Source organism: Neorhizobium galegae, assembly GCF_017877055.1.
GTDB lineage: Bacteria > Pseudomonadota > Alphaproteobacteria > Rhizobiales > Rhizobiaceae > Neorhizobium > Neorhizobium galegae_D.
The window spans coordinates 746,767-763,014 of sequence record NZ_JAGIPG010000002.1 but is presented as its reverse complement, the minus strand read 5'-3'; the positions used below and the strand labels follow the sequence as shown (position 1 = coordinate 763,014).

Sequence of the window (16,248 nt, the reverse complement as noted above, 5' to 3'; positions counted from 1 at the left end):
CACAAGATGCTTGCCAGAGATTTGATGACCACCCGGCTGGTTCACATCAGCCCCGGAACCAGCCTCCGGCACGCGATCCGGATGATGATCGACAACGACATCAGCGGCCTGCCGGTGATCGACGATCATTGGACATTATGCGGGATGCTCACCGAAGGTGATATTCTGAAGCGCCACGAATTCAACCTCTCGCCGAAGGCTGCTCCGGACAATAGCGACCCGGCATTCTTCGAAAACTACGTCAAGACGCACGGGTTGAAGGCGGAGGACTGCATGAGCCGCAAGGTCGTCAGTGTGGCGCCTGATGCCAGTGTTGCCGAAATCGTCGCGCTGATGCGCCTCCATGCCATTAAGCGCATTCCCGTCCTCGACAACGGCAGGCTCGTCGGGATCGTCAGCCGCCGCGATGTCCTCGGGATCGCCATCGCCACCCCCGACGTGATCGCCCGTGGCGACGATGCGCTGCGGCTCGCCGTCGCGACGCGGCTCCTGGCGGAACTGGGACTGGGCAGGGACAAGGTCGAAGTCAGAGTGTGCGACTCGGTCGTGGAGGTCATCGGCAAGTTTGCCTCCGATGCGGAGCAAGAGGCGATACGTATCCTGGCCGCAAGCATAGCCGACGTCGGCGGCGTCGTTATCCGGACGCCGGTGGCGCAACCGGCTCGATAAGCACCAGGTAATGCGATCTGACCCGCCCTTCGGGTTCAGCCCCGCGGGGCGGATTTTTGCGGCCGGGCCAGCGGGGTCAAGTATCGCCCCCCTTCCCTGTTGCTGCTGTCTATAGACGCAAAACCTACCTCCCGCCGACTGGGGGAGATAGGCAAGATTTGCCGGATGTTTCCGTGTTCTACCGGGCGATCAGGACCGGGAACCTGCTTTCCCGCAATATCGAGGCCGTCACGCCGCCGAAGATCCGCTCTCGCAGCCGCGAATGTCCGTAGGCGCCCATGACGATGAGGTCGGCGTCGATTTCCAGCGCATGCCTTTGGAGCACCTCTTCCACCGGCCGGCCGCCGCTTGCCAGTTGTTCGACGACGACCTCTACGCCGTGGCGGGCGAGATAGGCGGCAATGTCGGCGCCGGGTTCGCCGCCGCTGACCCAATAGGAGCTGTCGGGATCCACGAGCACGACATGCACCTCTTCGGCCCAGATCATCATATCAAGAGCCTCGCGGGCGGCCTGAGCGGCCTCGGCACGGGAATTCCAGGCGAGCAGCATCCGCCGCGGCTTCAAGGTCGTCTTGCGGTCCTTCGGCGTCAGCAGGAGGGGACGCCTCGCTTCGAACACGCCGCCATCGACGATCCTCCTGGTGAGTACGGGGTCACTGCGCACGCCGTCTCCGATCACCACCACGTCGGCATAAAGCGCACGGCGGTGAATTTCCTCGCTGACAAAAACGCCTTCCGCATAGATGACGTCGACATCGAACGACAGGCCATTCGTCTCGCAGGCGCGGGCTGCCTGTTTCTCAATGCCGTCGAGCAATCTCAGATCCTCGTCCCGCTGGTCGAGCCATACCGTGCCGGCCGGATAATCTCCCATGTTTGCCGGAACGGCGAGGCCGATGACCGCCACGGAAAGATGCGCTTCGAGCTCGGTGGCGATCTCCATGGCACGGGCAAGATCAGCGGTAGGTTCCGTATTGCCGATCATTGCAAGCACTGTCTTGAACGACATTGTCTGTCTCCTCTGCATAAGGCCTTGATCGGCCCTGTGGAGGAAAGCCTAGAACCGGCACCGGCCCGAGCCATGATCTTCGTCAATCGGACCGGATAATTCGAAACGGGTGCGCGCCGTCCGCCGATTGGCTAGGATCGAAAGCGGCGGCTGTCGCCATGAGGAAGGCTTTGTCATGCCGAAACGCAGCGCAGGTCTATTGATATTCCGGCGAACCGCCGGATATCGGCAAGTGTTTCTGGTTCATCCCGGCGGGCCGTTCTGGGCACGCAGAGACGAGGGGGCGTGGTCCATTCCCAAGGGCCTTGTCGACGACGGCGAGGACGAGCTGGCAGCCGCGAAGCGGGAGGTTTTCGAGGAGGTCGGAGCGCGAGTAGACGGCGCCTTCGAATGGCTCGGCGAATATCGCCAGCCCGGCGGCAAGCGTGTGCTCGCCTGGTCGGTAGAGGCCGATATCAATACGGCAACCGTTGTCAGCAACACGTTCCAGATCGAGTGGCCGCCGAAATCGGGACTGATGAAGGAGTTCCCGGAAGTCGACCGGGCCGGATGGTTCGGCCTCGACGAGGCGGAACGCAAGATATTGAAGGGTCAGCAGCCGATTCTCGTCGATTTCGCGGCCCGCTTGCCGCCGTAGCGAGGAGCGCGCAAATCAGGCTTTTGCCTCGCCTATGTGCCGAGCCGCTGGTAAAAACCTTACTCGCTTGACTTAGATCACCACAAAGCCCGTGATGGGCGGATACGAAACTGCCGACATCCGCGTTTATGGAGCCTCCTTTGAACCGTATCGCAAAAGCCGCCATCATTGTCGCAGTCGTAGGTGCCGCCGGTTATTTCGGCTGGCGGTATCAGCAGGACCTTCGGGCGGCGCAAGCCATGCAGGGAACGGCCAGCGGCAACGGCCGCATCGAAGCCGTCGAGATCGACATCGCGGCGAGGACCGCGGGACGACTTTCCGACATTCTGGTGAAGGAAGGCGACTTCGTCAAAGCCGGCGCGGTCGTCGCCCGCATGGATATCGAACAGCTCGCAGCGCAGAAGCGGGAAGCGGAAGCCCAGCTTGCCAGGGCAAGGATTGCCATCGAAACCGCGAAGAGCCTGGTCGTCCAGCGCCAGGCGGAAAAGGAAGCTGCGGCCGCAACCGTTTCCCAGAACGAGGTCCAGCTGCAATCGGCTCGCAAGCGGCTTGCGCGCAGCGAGCAGATGAGCCGCAGCGGGTCGGTTTCCGACCAATTGCTGGACGACGACCGGGCCCGGGTCGAGGGAGGCGTGGCAACCGTCTCCGCGGCCAAAGCCAACCTTGCGGCGACCGATGCGGCAATCGGTGCGGCGCAGTCTCAGGTCATCGATGCCGAAGCCTCGGTCGAGGCGATGCAGGCGACCGTCGCGCGGATCGACGCCGATCTGCACGATTCCGAGCTCAAGGCTCCGCGTGACGGACGGGTGCAATATCTCGTGGCACAGCCCGGTGAAGTGGTTGCCGCCGGCGGTCGCGTGCTCAACATCCTTGATGTCGGCGACGTCTACATGACCTTCTTCCTGGCCACGGAAGAGGCCGGGCGTACCCCGATCGGCGGCGAGGCCCGCATCGTCCTCGATGCCGCCCCTCAGTATGTCATTCCGGCCCGCATATCCTTCGTGTCCGATGTGGCGCAGTTCACGCCGAAGACCGTGGAAACCGAAGAGGAGCGCCAGAAGCTGATGTTCCGCCTGCGGGCGCGGGTCTCTCCGGAACTGCTTCAGAAATACATCGCGCAGGTCAAGACCGGGTTGCCGGGCCGGACCTATGTGAAGCTCGATCCCGCCGCCGAGTGGCCTGCGGTCCTGTCGCAGCCGCTCACCCCATGAGCCCGGAACAGCAGGCGATGGGTATCCCGCCGGAACCGGGCTATGTGGCGCGGCTGAAGGATGTCAGCCATTCCTACGGCAGCACGCGCGCCATCGACGGCATAACCCTCGACCTGCCTGCGGGCCGGATGATCGGCCTGATCGGCCCGGACGGGGTGGGCAAATCCTCGCTGCTTTCGCTCATCGCCGGCGCCCGGCAGATCCAGACAGGAGAGATCGAGGTGCTCGGCGGCGACATGCGCAGCGCCGGTCACCGGGACCGCACTTATCCAGCCATCGCCTATATGCCGCAGGGACTCGGCAAAAACCTCTATCCGACGCTGTCGGTGTTCGAGAATGCCGATTTCTTTGCCCGCCTGTTCGGCCAGGGCCGCGAGGAACGGGAATACCGCATCGCCAACCTTCTGAAGCGCACCGGCCTGTCAGGCTTCGAGGACCGGCCGGCGGGCAAGCTTTCGGGCGGCATGAAACAAAAGCTCGGCCTCTGCTGCGCCCTCATCCACGATCCGGACCTTCTGATCCTCGACGAGCCGACCACCGGCGTCGATCCGTTGTCGCGCCGGCAGTTCTGGAGCCTTGTCGAGGATATCCGGACGGAGCGGCCGCAGATGAGCGTGATCGTCGCGACCGCCTACATGGAGGAAGCGGCACGTTTCGACTGGCTGGCGGCCATGGATGCCGGCAAGGTGCTGGCGACCGGCACGCCGCGCCAGATTCTGACCCGTACCCGCACACATACTCTCGACGAGGCTTTCATCCAGCTTATGCCCGAAGAGAAGCGCACCGCCTACCACGCGGTCGCGATCCAGCCTGCGGACTTCACCGAGGCTGACGTCGCCATCGAGGCGGAAGGCCTGACGATGCGGTTCGGGGATTTCACGGCGGTGGACGATGTCGGCTTCCGCATCCGCCGCGGCGAGATCTTCGGTTTTCTCGGTTCGAACGGCTGCGGCAAATCGACGACGATGAGGATGCTGACCGGCCTGCTGCCGGCAAGCGAGGGGACGGCGAAGCTTTTCGGCAAGCCGGTCGATCCGAAGGACATGGGTGTGCGACGCCGCGTCGGCTACATGAGCCAGGCCTTCTCGCTCTATGGCGAACTGACGGTCCGGCAGAACCTCGATCTGCATGCGCGGCTGTTCCAGCTGCCGGCTGACACGATCCGGGCGCGGATCGAGGAAATGGGGCGGCGTTTCGAGCTTGCCGAGGTCATGGACGCGCTCCCTGACGCCCTGCCGCTCGGCGTCCGCCAGCGGCTTTCGCTGGCGGTGGCGCTGATCCATTCGCCGGAGGTGCTGATCCTCGACGAGCCAACCTCCGGCGTCGATCCCATCGCCCGCGACCAGCTCTGGGCAGCGTTGATCGAACTCTCCCGGAAAGACCGCGTCACGATATTCATCTCCACCCATTTCATGAACGAGGCGGAACGCTGCGACCGCATATCGCTGATGCATGCCGGCAAGGTGCTGGTGAGCGATACGCCCGATGCGATCCGCAAGAACCGCTATGCGGCAACGCTGGAGGAGGCGTTCATCGCCTATCTCGAAGATGCGATCGGCGAGACCGCTGCTCCCTCGGCGCCTGCGCCATCAATCCCGGAAAGCGAGCGCAACTTCGCCGATCCACGCCCGCACCGCTCCTTCGACCTGCGCCGCATCTGGAGCTACAGCCTTCGCGAAACACTGGAGATCCGCCGCGACCCCATCCGTGCCACCCTGGCGCTGATCGGCAGCGTTATCCTGATGTTCGTGATCGGCTACGGCATCAACATGGACGTCAAGGACCTGACTTTTGCGGTTCTCGACCGGGACGATACGGTCGCCAGCCGCGACTACCTCGCCAGTATCGCCGGTTCCCGCTATTTCATCGAACAGCCACCGCTTGCAGACTATGCCGATCTCGACCGCCGCATGCGCGCCGGCTCGCTGAAGCTGGCGATCGAAATCCCGACCGGTTTTGCCGAACATGTCGCGCGCGGCCACGACGTGGAAATCGGCGCGTGGATCGACGGCGCGATGCCGCAACGGGCGGAAACGACGCGCGGCTACGTGCAGGGCATGCATGCCCACTGGCTGGCCCAGAAGGCCCGCGAGATCTACGGCGATGCCGCAAGCGGTCAGTTCTCGATCGAGACCCGCTTCCGCTACAATCCCGGCATCGAAAGCCTCGTTGCCATGGTGCCGGCGGTCATTCCGCTGCTGCTCCTCCTGATCCCCGCCATGCTGGCCGCGCTCTCGGTGGTGCGGGAGAAGGAACTCGGCTCGATCGTCAATTTCTACGTGACGCCGGTGACGAGGCTCGAATTCCTGCTCGGCAAGCAGCTTCCCTACCTGGTGCTCGGCATGATGAACGCCGTGCTCCTGTGGCTGTTTGCGATCCTGGCTTTCCAGGTGCCATTCACCGGCAGCCTGCTCGCCTTCGCCACGGCGGCACTTCTCTATGTCGGATTCGCGACTGCCTTCGGCCTACTCGTCTCGACTTTCATGTCGAGCCAGATCGCCGCGATCTTCGGGACGACGCTGATGACGATCATACCGGCCGTGCAGTTCGCCGGCATGATCGACCCGGTCTCGTCGCTGCAGGGCGTAGGGGCCGTCATTGGCCAGATCTATCCAACGACCTATTTCAACATCATCTCCCGCGGAACCTTCTCGAAGGGCCTCGGCTTCGATAGCCTCCTTGAAGCTTTCCTGCCGCTCGTCGTTGCCGCGCCGTTGCTGATCGCGGCAAGTACCTTCTTTCTCAAGAAACAGGCAAGGTGACGGATGCGGCTCGCCAACATCTTCCATCTCGGCATTAAGGAACTGCGCGGGCTCATGCGCGACCCGATATTGCTCGGACTGATCGTCTATTCCTTCACGATAGCTGTCTATACGGAAGCAAAAGCCGTTCCCGAGACATTGAACAATGCGCCGATCGCAATCGTCGACGAGGACAGTTCACCGCTCTCGCGCCGGATCGCGGACTCTTTCCTGAAGCCCTATTTCAAGCAGCCGGCGATGATCACCGCGGGTGAGATGGACGCTCGCATGGATTCCGGCACCGACACGTTCGCGCTCGATATGCCGCCGAACTTCCAGAGCGACCTGATCGCCGGCAAAACCCCGGTGGTTCAGCTCAACGTCGATGCGACCCGCATGACACAGGCATTTTCCGGATCCGGTTACGTACAGAACATCGTGTCGACTGAGGTCTCGGGGTTCTCCGCTCAGGACAACCAGGCACCGACGGTGAACTTGGCACTGCGCGCCCGGTTCAATCCCGAACTCAACCAGATGTGGTTCGCATCGGTGATGAACGTCATCAACAACGTCACCATGCTGGCGATCATCCTGACCGGCACTGCACTCATCCGCGAACGCGAGCACGGCACGGTGGAACATCTTCTGGTGATGCCTGTGACGCCGTTCGAGATCATGGCCGCAAAAGTGTGGTCGATGGGGCTGGTGGTGTTCGTCGCCACTCTGCTTTCGCTGATCTTCGTGGTGCAGGGATTGCTGGAAGTTCCGATCGAAGGCTCGATCGTGCTGTTCATGGCGGGTGCGGCGCTCCATCTTCTGGCGGCAACCGCCATGGGGATCGCGCTTGCCACACTTGCGGGCTCGATGCCGCAGTTCGGCCTGCTGCTGATGCTGGTGCTTTTGCCGCTACAGATCCTCTCGGGTGCGACCACGCCCCGCGAAAGCATGCCGGAGGTGATCCAGACGATCATGCTCGCCGCGCCGAACACGCATTTTATCCTGCTCGCCCAGGCGATCCTCTATCGTGGCGCCGGTTTTTCGGTCGTGTGGCCGCAATTCGCCTGGCTTTGCGTCATCGCGACGGTGTTATTTGCACTCTCGCTGCGCGGCTTCCGCAGGTCACTACGATAAAGGCGGCCTCCCTCCGGATCAAAGGAGTAGGCAATCATGTCTTCTGCCGTCGAAGAAACGAGAGTAGGATTGTCGGGCTCGTCCGACCAGGGAGATCGACAATGGGAACGAGAAAAGAAGCGTCTTCACCCAGAACGCCCGCCAAAGATGCTGCCAAGGAGCAGGACGATTACCTGGAAGAGTCGCTCGAAGAGACTTTTCCGGCAAGCGATCCCATCGCCCCGGGCCATCCCCAGAAACCGGAGAAAGGGCCGGTCGCTCCCAAGCGCAAGTAACCCAATTCCGCGCCGACGGCGCGATCGTTGTCATGGAGTTGAAAGAGGCGGCTCGCGTGGAAGCGACGGAACCGATCCGGAAGAACAGGCCGAAGTGCCCCTCGGCCCGCATCATTTGATAGTTAGGACTTGCCGCCAGTCTTGCGGCTCTTGTCAGCCTTGCCTTTTGCGGAGGAGGTCTTGGCGTCGTAACCCTGGCCGTGGTTGGTGCCGCCCAGATGGCCGCCGCCGCTGGTGTTGACCACCTGGCGCTGGGCTCTCTTTATCTGCTGTTCTGCATCCGTCTTTTTCATGGAAATTCTTTCATTATTGAATAACAAAAGGCCGGAAGGAACTGGGCCTTCCGACCGCTTTGGGTCCGTGCCAGTACATCCGTGGTCAGAGACCGAAGTGGTTTTGGCTTCAAGCGATCTGCAGATTTTCGGCCGCATTCTTGCCGGTGCGGTTGTCTCGCACGACATCGAAGCTCACCTTCTGGCCTTCAGCCAGATAGGTCATTCCCGAACGTTCGAGGGCCGAGATATGGACGAACACGTCCGTCGATCCGTCGGCGGGCTGGATAAAGCCGAAGCCTTTGGACGTATTGAAAAATTTAACGATTCCGCTGCTCATGAAGATGGTCCTTCCAATCGAACACAGGTCGTCGCCCGGCAAAATGCCGGTGACAAAAGAGATCGATTTTGAAAGGAAAGATCAGCTCGAACGCAAAAGGCGTGAAAACGAAGCTCGACAACCAATTTCGACGGTAATCCCTACCGGTCAACTATGTCTTGAGCAAGGCATTTCTCACAACCCTGCACATTGCGTTTGGCGAAAGTCCGGCGCATGATGCCTACTTCAGCAGCTGTATAAAGGGCGCTGCTGCTTCACGATTTCACGCCCTGGCCCCAATGAAAGGAGGACGTTATGTCTTCCGACTTCTCTCAGTCCACCTCCCGCAATCTGGTCCGCGTCAGCGGCCCCGGATACCGGGAAAATATCGAACTCCATCAATTCGGCGAGCGTCTGCAGCCAAGCGGCATGCTCGTCGCGGGCCGGGTCGGCGCAACGGGGGCTGCCATCATGCTTGCCCGTTTTGGCGATCATCCCGAGAAGAGCTTTGGGGCCCCGATATCGGCTTCGTTGAGCAAACACAGAGATACCGCGCTACCGCAGCTTTGATGCATCGGCTGGCAAAGGCAGGGTTTCGCAAATCCGTCATTTCACGCTTTGCATGCCTGTCGGCCGAACATGACTTCACTCTCCACGATCCATCGCCGCCCAGGAGGACAAAATGGCCAAAGGCCAGGTACGAAGTAACCGCGAAACTCGCAAACCGAAAAAAGACAAGGCCGCCGCAGTGACGGCCGCGCCCGCAGGCGCACAGGTCAAGCTCGCCGGCAGCGGCCTTACCTTGGGCAAGAAGCCGAAATAGTGCTTCGACAAGGAGGCGTCGTGCCACGACGCCTCCAACGCAGTCCTGGATCCTTACGGTAGATCGCATCGCCTGGACTTTCGCGGCGACGCATGCCGGAGTGTCTTTTCCAAGGAAGGCCGGAACCGATCTAGTTGGAGCCCGGGCGCCTTTTCGAAACGCGGGCGGCACGGATGCCGTCAAGCCAAATGTCCGAACCCGTCAGCGGTGGCCCCTGGATCAGCATATCCCGGAAGATGGCATGCAGGGCCGGGCCGTCAGGGCAGGTTTCCGGGGCTTGCTCAGCCTCCGGCCCGCTGTTGATCAGCATCTTCTGGAAATAGCGCTGGAAATTCGGATGCGAGGATCGTGAAGACATCGCGCCCCTCCTTCTTGTCGGGGCTAGGGCTCGCGTCGGGTCCCTCAGGCGGCTGCGCCCTTACCAGTTGCAGCCGACGAGCCACGATGGGCCTCATTTCCGCGCATGGCAAGCACGTTCATCCGTTTTGAAACAAGTCTTGAAAGTGACGCGTTATATCGCCATATATGATTCACGTTTTAAGCCTTTTCGGCTACATGATCCTCCCGGCCCGCCGGTTGCTTGGTGACACCCTTGATTTTGTGAACGTTGAACTCCGCCCTGTCGGCAGGAGAATTTGCGTCGGCCGTTGTCGCGTCCCGCAGTCTACCCTTTAAGGTTACATCAATGATCGATACTGTCCGCAATGCAGCCCAGAATCTGTTTCGCAAACCCGATGCCGAAGAAGGCTCGAATGCTGCCAAGCTGCAGGAATTCCGCCAGAGGCAAGCGCTGAGAAGCCGCGAGATCAAGCTCGCCCAGAAGCAGGAACGCCTCCAGAGGCGCGCGTCGCAATTGCACCCGGCCTGACATGGGACCGCTCCGACGAGGCTGCTCGTCCGGACCATCCCCACGCACATCTCCCCGACCACAAGGACACCATTATGGCCGCCTTCAACTACAATGCCGGCGCGGGACTCTACCCGTGCAAGAACTGGAAGAGAACGAGCAGGCTTGGCTACAAGAGGTTCGAAACCGTGGCCGAGGCTCTGCGCTTCGCAATCGAGGTGATGCCTGCATCCCTGTTGCGCGGGTCCATTCTCGAGGTTGAAGAAGCCCGTTTTGACAGCACCCAGATACAGAGGCTCTACGACGCCGGCGACTATCCGCTGCAGCGCCGGGACCAGTGAGACAGCGCCAATCCGGCGGTCCGACGCCGTGTTCGGGGGTATCGTATTTTACCCGCCGCGGCCGGTTTTTCCTGTCGTCTTGGCATGGCGCCTGCTATAGCATTGATCCGGGGTGCGATAAGGCGCCCCGCGCCAGCGCATGCCGCCCCCTTAATGCTTTTGCGGTGATTGGATGACGATATTTTCCGTCCGGCACGTCACCTCCTATCGGTATACCAGGCCGGTGGAGTTCGGCGAACACAGGCTGATGTTCAGGCCGCGGGATAGTTTTGACCAGACTTTGCTGAGTTCTCAGCTGAACGTTTTTCCCAAACCGGACTATGTCCGGTGGATTCACGATGTCTTCGGCAATTGCGTCGCGCTGGTCGGGATATCCAAAGCCTCATCCGAACTGAGGTTCGAAACAATCATCCGCCTCGACCACACGCCTCAGGCGGCGATCGATTTCCAGATCGATGATGAAGCTCTCACCTATCCTTTCGCGTACGATCCTGAAGAAGCCTTTGATCTGGAGCGGACGATCCAGCGCCACTATCCCGATCCCGAGGACCGGGTCGGCAAATGGGCGCGGCAATTCATCAAGGTCGGCCACCCCACAGAAACCGGCCACCTGCTGATGACCATGTGTTTTGCACTCCACGAGGGTTTCGCCTACGCCCGGCGCTCGGAACACGGGACGCAACCGCCGCTCGAAACCCTGCAGCTGCGCCGCGGCACCTGCCGCGATTTCGCATTGCTGATGATGGAGGCGGCGCGGTCGCTCGGATTGGCGGCACGTTTCGTCACCGGCTACATCTACGTGCCCGACCGCGACGGATCGATAACGCTCGGCGGCGGATCGACCCACGCGTGGTGCCAGGTCTATCTTCCCGGCGCCGGCTGGGTGGAATTCGATCCCACCAACGGTATCGTCGGCAATCGCGACCTGATCCGTGTGGGTGTCGCGCGCGATCCGCGGCAGGCGGTCCCGCTATCGGGAAGTTACGATGGCGACGAGACCGATTTCGACAGCATGTCCGTGCAGGTCAACGTGACGACCGATGACCACAGCGTGAAACTCCACGGATAACTGGAACACCCGGATTATTCGAACGTTGCTGCTGAAATGCCATTTCGGCCAGAGTTTTTCCATAGGGATACGATCATGAAGATACGCGCAGGGTTTCGTATAGGGTATGAATGCCAGCACGATACGGCCATGCTGCTGGTCCTCAATATCCATCCCTCGCGTCGCGTGGACCTCTTGAGTGACCAGGTACTGAGTTTCGACCGGCCGATCGAGGCCCGGAGCTATCTCGACAGCTTCGGAAACGCCTGCAGCCGGATCGTCGCGCCGCCGGGGCTGACGACGATCTCGACGGAATTCGAGATCTACGACGACGGCATGCCCGACCCCGTGCCGGAAAACGCCTTCCAGCACGACATCAAGGATCTGCCGGACGATGTGCTGGTCTTCCTGCTCGGTAGCCGCTACTGCGACACCGACCGCCTGGCGGATTTCGCCTGGAAGACATTTTCCGCAACGCCTCTCGGCTGGCCGCGGGTACAGGCGATCCTCGACTTTACCCACAACCACATCACCTTCAACTACCAGAACGCGGATCCGCTGCGGACGGCTTTTGGAGGATTTACAGACCGTACGGGCGTGTGCCGCGACTTCGCGCATCTCGCCATCACGCTTTGCCGCTGCATGAACATCCCCGCGCGTTACTGCACCGGCTATCTCGGCGATATCGGCGTCCCGGTCGATGTCAATCCGATGGATTTCAGCGCCTGGTTCCAGGTCTATCTCGGCGGTCGCTGGAATACGGTCGATGCCCGCCATAACAAACCACGCATCGGGCGCATCCTGATGGCCACCGGGCGGGATGCGACGGACGTGGCGCTTTCGACTACCTTCGGCCCCGCGGTCCTGTCGTATTTCGAAGTGACGACCGAAGAAATACCGGCCGTCGGCTAGATTTTCAAATTACCGGGCCTGCCGACCTGCGAGACCTCGAAGCGGGGTACCGCTGATATTCTTTCGCCGCATAAGAAATCTACCCAAGGTTGTGCATTTCGCGATTTTCAAAACAAAAAGTTGACACCTCGATCCCCATACGGTAGGTAGAGCCTATCGATACTTTGTTTGCCGATATTTGTTTTTGCTGCGCATCGCGCTTCTTGACGAACTTTCCCTCTCAAAAGTCGAAACACCCGCCGCGCGTCGCCCGGCGGTTTATCAATGTTGCTATGAAAGGGTTCGTTATGGCCACTGGCACAGTTAAATGGTTCAATGCCACCAAGGGCTTCGGCTTCATTCAGCCTGACGACGGCAGCGCCGACGTCTTCGTTCACATCTCTGCCGTCGAACGCGCTGGCATGAGCTCGATCGTTGAAGGCCAGAAGCTTGGCTTTGAACTCGAGCGTGACCGCAAGTCGGGCAAGATGTCCGCAGGCCAGCTTCAGGCTGCCTAAAACTTTAGCCTCCCATGACCACGGATGTACTGGCATGGCGGCAAGAGGTATGTGAAGGCCAGGCGTATGTCTGGCCTTTTTCCGTTGAGGCATCTGGCTGACGCGAATATCCGCATGGCCTCCCGTTAGGCGCGATATTGGTCTCGACCACAAGATTTCAAATCCGACAAGTTCAAACCTGACAAGGACGATACATTGAGACACCCGAACGACAACAGCTTTGCCGAGCGCCGCAAAACCGCAGCGGATGCTAAGCGCGAGCTTTTGGCAAAGTTTGCAACCGCCCCTAAGCCGACAGATCCTGCCGTGCAGGAACGCCGCGCCGAGCGCGAGGCCATTGCAGCCGCAAGGGAAGCCCGCCGCGCCGAGCGCGAGGCCCAGAAGGCTGCCGAGAACGAGCGCCAGCTCCAGGAAGCGGCCGCATTGGCCGCCGCTGCGGAAGCCGATGAAAAGGCCGAGGCCGAGGCCCGGCAAGCGGAAACCAACGACCGGGTTGCCCGGGTCATCGCCGATGAAGCTGCCCGCAAGGCGGAGCGCGATCGTCGTTACGCTGCACGCAAGGCCCGTCAGGGCTGATATTTGAGGCATGTGCCTGAGGACGTGCAGGCACATCCCGCTTCGGGCGCGCCGCATGCCGAGGCCAAAAAGGTGGATCGATTTCCATGAACGCCACAGCCCATGCGATTGCGCCCGTTGCCGAAGACGATACTGGCGCCTGGCTCAAGATTCTTTCGAAATACCGGCAGCCGCGTTTCGGACGCAGCACCTTCGAGTTGCTCGTCACGGTGCTGCCGTTTGCAGCCTTCTCGGCCGCAGCTTATGTTTCCGTTTTCCTGGGCTACCCGATCGGCCTGATCCTCGTCCTTCCGGCCGCGGCCTTTCTGCTGCGGCTGTTCATGATCCAGCACGACTGCGGCCACGGTTCGTTCTTCGCGCGCCGGCGCCTCGACAACTGGACCGGGCGAGTGCTCGGAGTGCTGACCCTGACGCCCTATGATTACTGGCGCCGGGCGCATGCCGCCCATCACGCCTCGGCCGGTAACCTCGACGAGCGCGGCATCGGGGACATCACCACGCTGACGATCGACGAATATCAGGCCCTGCCCTGGTCGCGCCGGCTTGCCTACCGGCTTTATCGCCACCCGCTGGTGATGTTCGGAATCGGACCCGCTTGGCTTTTCCTCTTCAAGCAGCGCTTGCCGTTCGGAATGATGAAGTCGGGCTCCCTGCCCTGGATTTCGACGATGGCCACCAATCTCGCGGTCGCTATTCTGGCGGCCCTGATGATATGGGCAATCGGGCTCGTGCCCTTCCTGCTGGTCCATCTGCCGATCGTGCTGATCGCGGGGGCCGCCGGCGTGTGGCTCTTCTACGTCCAGCATCAGTTCGAGGAAACCCATTGGTCTAAGACCGAGGAATGGCAGTTTCCGGAGGCCGCCCTTCACGGCGCGTCCCACTACGATCTACCGCTGGCGTTGCGTTGGCTGACCGGCAATATCGGCATCCACCATGTCCATCACCTGTCGAGCCGTATCCCTTATTACCGGCTGCCCGAAGTGCTGCGCGATCACCCCGAGCTTGCCGGCATCGGTCGCATAACGCTTTGGCAGAGCATCCAATGCGTCAAGCTCGTACTCTGGGACGAAAAGAGCCGAAAGCTCCTGTCGTTTCGCGATGCCGCCAAGGCGGCAAAGACTTCTTAACCGATGCAATCCGCGGGGCTGAAACCACCGCCTGCGCAGCGAATGCACTAAGACTATCTCCGTACCGATCAAGGACCGAACATTGAATACGACCGAGAACACCAAAACGACCGCCACCCCGACGCCCGCGGCGCATGCACTGACCGTCGAGCTGACGCCGACCCAGATCAGGGGCCTGAAGCTTGCCAAGGATGGTGACCTGTTCCCGCAGGAAGCCAAGAAGTGGACACATCTGAATGCAGTCGTGACCTATGCGCGGAACGACCGGTTCAAGGAACGGCCGCAGAAGATCAAGTTCCTGACGACCACGACCTTGAATGAACTGCGGGAATACGGCCTTCTGCGTATCCTCAACGAGGACGTCCCAGCAGAGGAATCCGCGCATGGGATCACCATGGCCGGCAAAATGTGGCTTCTGAAGAACAAATAGCCGACAGCGCCACGCCGCCCAAATAGGCAGGCAGCCGGATCACATGAAATGCGGCGGCGGATCTCTCAGCTCTTGACGAGCGGAGAGACTTCCCCTTGTATTCGTTCGCGTTCGCCCCATATTACGTACAGGTAGCAGATTCAGAACGGGCACTGCGATCAAGGGCGCGAGCCCTGGCCCTAACGAGGAGGACAACATGTCTTCCATCAGGCGAATCCAACCTTCTTCCCAGACAGGCCCGCAATTACATCGGGCAGGCTACGGTAGCCTGTTCCGCATTGTCGTGCCGGGGCTATCCATGGCATTCATTCTCTACATCCTGCTTCGCGATCTGTTCTGACCCCGCAATACGCATCATCAGAAACCCCGGAATGCCGTTTCCAAGAGAAATGCCTTCCATCTCGAGCTGAAACCATCATGACCCTGATATTTCCGAACAGAAGCCGCAGTTTCGACGAAGCGCGCAAGGTCGTTCGTTTCCTGGGTTATGACGGCATGTTCGAGGTCAGGTTTTTCGTGGAAGCCAAAGCGCTCGCCGATAGCACTGCGACGGGCATGTCCGAGGCCGATTACCTCAGGGCTTTCGATGCAGCCCGATCCAGTATTCAGGATGCAGCAATGAAGGCGTATCGTCCTAGTCGGGGCACCACCTATACCCTGACGGCAGCCGACCTCGGCTGATCCGGGTTTGGGCCGGATGCGCCTGCTGTGAGGCGGACTATCGCGTCCGGATGTCGAAGTGAACGCGCGACAGCGCCCCCAAATCATTTTCGAGCGGACCTCCGGCATCCTTCATCGCAAATCCCGTCAGTGAACGGTGCCGCGGTCGGTGCTCAGATCATAGATCAATCCATCGTCCCAGGGACCTGCGTCCCGGAGTGTATCAAGGCTATAGCAATCCTTCGACGCCGAAGACCAGAAATGGACCTTTTCGCACCCATCCAGTTTTGCGCGCAGCTTGGCGTATTCGAAAAGACGTTTCGCAACACCCCGGTCATCGACGAGGCCAATGGATGCAAAAACCGGTATTTCGAGCTGGCGCCCGTAAACCGGATGCTCGCGGGCAAAGACGTGACAAAGGCCGCGGACATATCCCTGCGCGTCCGTAACGGCCAACCAATCGCGACGCAACGAGGCCGAAGCCGTCAGCCGTTTCCACGTCTGCAGATCCAGGCCCGACATGACCAGCTGGACAACCGCGAAAGCGCGATAGACATCCGCCGCGTCCAGGACACCCACGTCATAGTCCATCTCCATATCCTCCTTCCATCAGAGGCCCGTGAGGCCACTCAGGGCCGGCTACCTAAGCTCTCAGGTTCTAGCGTCGTCAGCGCCGCCGACATTGACGCGCGTCAACGGGCGCGGGGCCAGCGCATCTGCCTC

General features: G+C 60.9%; 23 protein-coding genes. 18 read left to right on the top strand and 5 right to left on the bottom strand.

What is annotated here, in order from left to right; all coding sequences use genetic code 11:
- Window positions 1-24 precede the first annotated feature (24 nt).
- The gene (locus J2857_RS14030; protein ID WP_210010748.1) at window positions 25-669 is read left to right on the top strand and encodes a CBS domain-containing protein; all 645 of its coding nucleotides are present in this window, start codon (window positions 25-27) and stop codon (window positions 667-669) included.
- Between the two features lie 178 nt (window positions 670-847).
- On the opposite strand, the gene J2857_RS14025 is transcribed toward J2857_RS14030, so the two are convergent.
- Entirely contained in the window at window positions 848-1,678 is an 831-nt protein-coding gene (locus J2857_RS14025) for a universal stress protein (RefSeq protein ID WP_210010747.1), read from the bottom strand.
- A 175-nt stretch (window positions 1,679-1,853) separates the two neighbouring features.
- Here J2857_RS14025 and J2857_RS14020 point away from each other — a divergent pair, with 175 nt between their 5' ends.
- From J2857_RS14020 to J2857_RS14000, 5 genes are all read left to right on the top strand, one after another.
- The gene (locus J2857_RS14020) at window positions 1,854-2,315 is read left to right on the top strand and encodes an NUDIX domain-containing protein (protein ID WP_210010746.1); all 462 of its coding nucleotides are present in this window, start codon (window positions 1,854-1,856) and stop codon (window positions 2,313-2,315) included.
- Between the two features lie 140 nt (window positions 2,316-2,455).
- Entirely contained in the window at window positions 2,456-3,526 is a 1,071-nt protein-coding gene (locus J2857_RS14015) for an HlyD family secretion protein (RefSeq protein ID WP_245363332.1), read from the top strand.
- Complete coding sequence (rbbA, locus tag J2857_RS14010) at window positions 3,523-6,288, top strand: ribosome-associated ATPase/putative transporter RbbA (RefSeq protein WP_245363330.1); 2,766 nt, start codon at window positions 3,523-3,525, stop codon at window positions 6,286-6,288. Before J2857_RS14015 ends, rbbA begins: the two co-directional genes overlap by 4 nt.
- 3 nt (window positions 6,289-6,291) lie before the next feature.
- Window positions 6,292-7,398, top strand: coding sequence for an ABC transporter permease (locus J2857_RS14005; protein ID WP_210010744.1), 1,107 nt, complete (start codon window positions 6,292-6,294; stop codon window positions 7,396-7,398).
- Window positions 7,399-7,499: 101 nt separating this feature from the next.
- Window positions 7,500-7,673 carry a hypothetical protein gene (locus J2857_RS14000; RefSeq protein ID WP_210010743.1) on the top strand — a complete coding sequence of 58 codons (174 nt, stop codon included), beginning with the start codon at window positions 7,500-7,502 and terminating at the stop codon, window positions 7,671-7,673.
- 122 nt (window positions 7,674-7,795) lie between these two features.
- On the opposite strand, the gene J2857_RS13995 is transcribed toward J2857_RS14000, so the two are convergent.
- Both J2857_RS13995 and J2857_RS13990 read right to left on the bottom strand, forming a co-directional pair.
- Window positions 7,796-7,966, bottom strand: coding sequence for a hypothetical protein (locus J2857_RS13995; protein ID WP_210010742.1), 171 nt, complete (start codon window positions 7,964-7,966; stop codon window positions 7,796-7,798).
- 109 nt (window positions 7,967-8,075) lie between these two features.
- A complete protein-coding gene (locus J2857_RS13990; protein WP_210010741.1) occupies window positions 8,076-8,285 on the bottom strand; it encodes a cold-shock protein in 210 nt (69 codons plus the stop codon).
- A gap of 294 nt (window positions 8,286-8,579) precedes the next feature.
- Between J2857_RS13990 and J2857_RS13985 the strand changes: the two genes are divergently transcribed.
- Together J2857_RS13985 and J2857_RS13980 are read left to right on the top strand one after the other, a co-directional pair.
- Window positions 8,580-8,834 carry a hypothetical protein gene (locus tag J2857_RS13985; protein ID WP_210010740.1) on the top strand — a complete coding sequence of 85 codons (255 nt, stop codon included), beginning with the start codon at window positions 8,580-8,582 and terminating at the stop codon, window positions 8,832-8,834.
- Between the two features lie 112 nt (window positions 8,835-8,946).
- Complete coding sequence (locus tag J2857_RS13980) at window positions 8,947-9,087, top strand: hypothetical protein (protein WP_210010739.1); 141 nt, start codon at window positions 8,947-8,949, stop codon at window positions 9,085-9,087.
- A gap of 130 nt (window positions 9,088-9,217) precedes the next feature.
- Here J2857_RS13980 and J2857_RS13975 read toward each other — a convergent pair whose 3' ends face one another.
- On the bottom strand, window positions 9,218-9,445 hold the full coding sequence (locus J2857_RS13975) for a hypothetical protein (RefSeq protein WP_210010738.1): 228 nt from the start codon (window positions 9,443-9,445) through the stop codon (window positions 9,218-9,220).
- A 327-nt stretch (window positions 9,446-9,772) separates the two neighbouring features.
- Here J2857_RS13975 and J2857_RS13970 point away from each other — a divergent pair, with 327 nt between their 5' ends.
- The 10 genes from J2857_RS13970 to J2857_RS13925 all read left to right on the top strand — a co-directional run bounded on the left by J2857_RS13970 (window position 9,773) and on the right by J2857_RS13925 (window position 15,546).
- A complete protein-coding gene (locus tag J2857_RS13970) occupies window positions 9,773-9,955 on the top strand; it encodes a hypothetical protein (protein ID WP_210010737.1) in 183 nt (60 codons plus the stop codon).
- Window positions 9,956-10,029: 74 nt separating this feature from the next.
- Window positions 10,030-10,275: a hypothetical protein gene (locus J2857_RS13965; RefSeq protein ID WP_037085404.1), complete on the top strand. Its 246-nt coding sequence runs from the start codon at window positions 10,030-10,032 to the stop codon at window positions 10,273-10,275.
- A 172-nt stretch (window positions 10,276-10,447) separates the two neighbouring features.
- Window positions 10,448-11,344 carry a transglutaminase family protein gene (locus J2857_RS13960; RefSeq protein ID WP_210010736.1) on the top strand — a complete coding sequence of 299 codons (897 nt, stop codon included), beginning with the start codon at window positions 10,448-10,450 and terminating at the stop codon, window positions 11,342-11,344.
- A 75-nt stretch (window positions 11,345-11,419) separates the two neighbouring features.
- Complete coding sequence (locus J2857_RS13955) at window positions 11,420-12,235, top strand: transglutaminase-like domain-containing protein (RefSeq protein WP_210010735.1); 816 nt, start codon at window positions 11,420-11,422, stop codon at window positions 12,233-12,235.
- Window positions 12,236-12,522: 287 nt separating this feature from the next.
- A complete protein-coding gene (locus J2857_RS13950; RefSeq protein ID WP_037085395.1) occupies window positions 12,523-12,732 on the top strand; it encodes a cold-shock protein in 210 nt (69 codons plus the stop codon).
- Between the two features lie 195 nt (window positions 12,733-12,927).
- Complete coding sequence (locus J2857_RS13945) at window positions 12,928-13,308, top strand: DUF6481 family protein (protein ID WP_105402130.1); 381 nt, start codon at window positions 12,928-12,930, stop codon at window positions 13,306-13,308.
- Window positions 13,309-13,394: 86 nt separating this feature from the next.
- The gene (locus J2857_RS13940) at window positions 13,395-14,435 is read left to right on the top strand and encodes a fatty acid desaturase (protein ID WP_210010734.1); all 1,041 of its coding nucleotides are present in this window, start codon (window positions 13,395-13,397) and stop codon (window positions 14,433-14,435) included.
- 139 nt (window positions 14,436-14,574) lie between these two features.
- Window positions 14,575-14,865 (top strand): hypothetical protein, encoded by a 291-nt coding sequence (locus tag J2857_RS13935; RefSeq protein ID WP_046603538.1) that lies wholly within the window; start codon window positions 14,575-14,577, stop codon window positions 14,863-14,865.
- A 196-nt stretch (window positions 14,866-15,061) separates the two neighbouring features.
- Entirely contained in the window at window positions 15,062-15,205 is a 144-nt protein-coding gene (locus J2857_RS13930; protein ID WP_210010733.1) for a hypothetical protein, read from the top strand.
- Window positions 15,206-15,282: 77 nt separating this feature from the next.
- Complete coding sequence (locus J2857_RS13925) at window positions 15,283-15,546, top strand: DUF1488 domain-containing protein (RefSeq protein ID WP_210010732.1); 264 nt, start codon at window positions 15,283-15,285, stop codon at window positions 15,544-15,546.
- A gap of 126 nt (window positions 15,547-15,672) precedes the next feature.
- Here the strand turns inward: J2857_RS13925 and J2857_RS13920 are convergent, their stop codons facing one another.
- Window positions 15,673-16,116 carry a hypothetical protein gene (locus J2857_RS13920; protein WP_210010731.1) on the bottom strand — a complete coding sequence of 148 codons (444 nt, stop codon included), beginning with the start codon at window positions 16,114-16,116 and terminating at the stop codon, window positions 15,673-15,675.
- Between the last annotated feature and the right edge of the window lie 132 nt (window positions 16,117-16,248).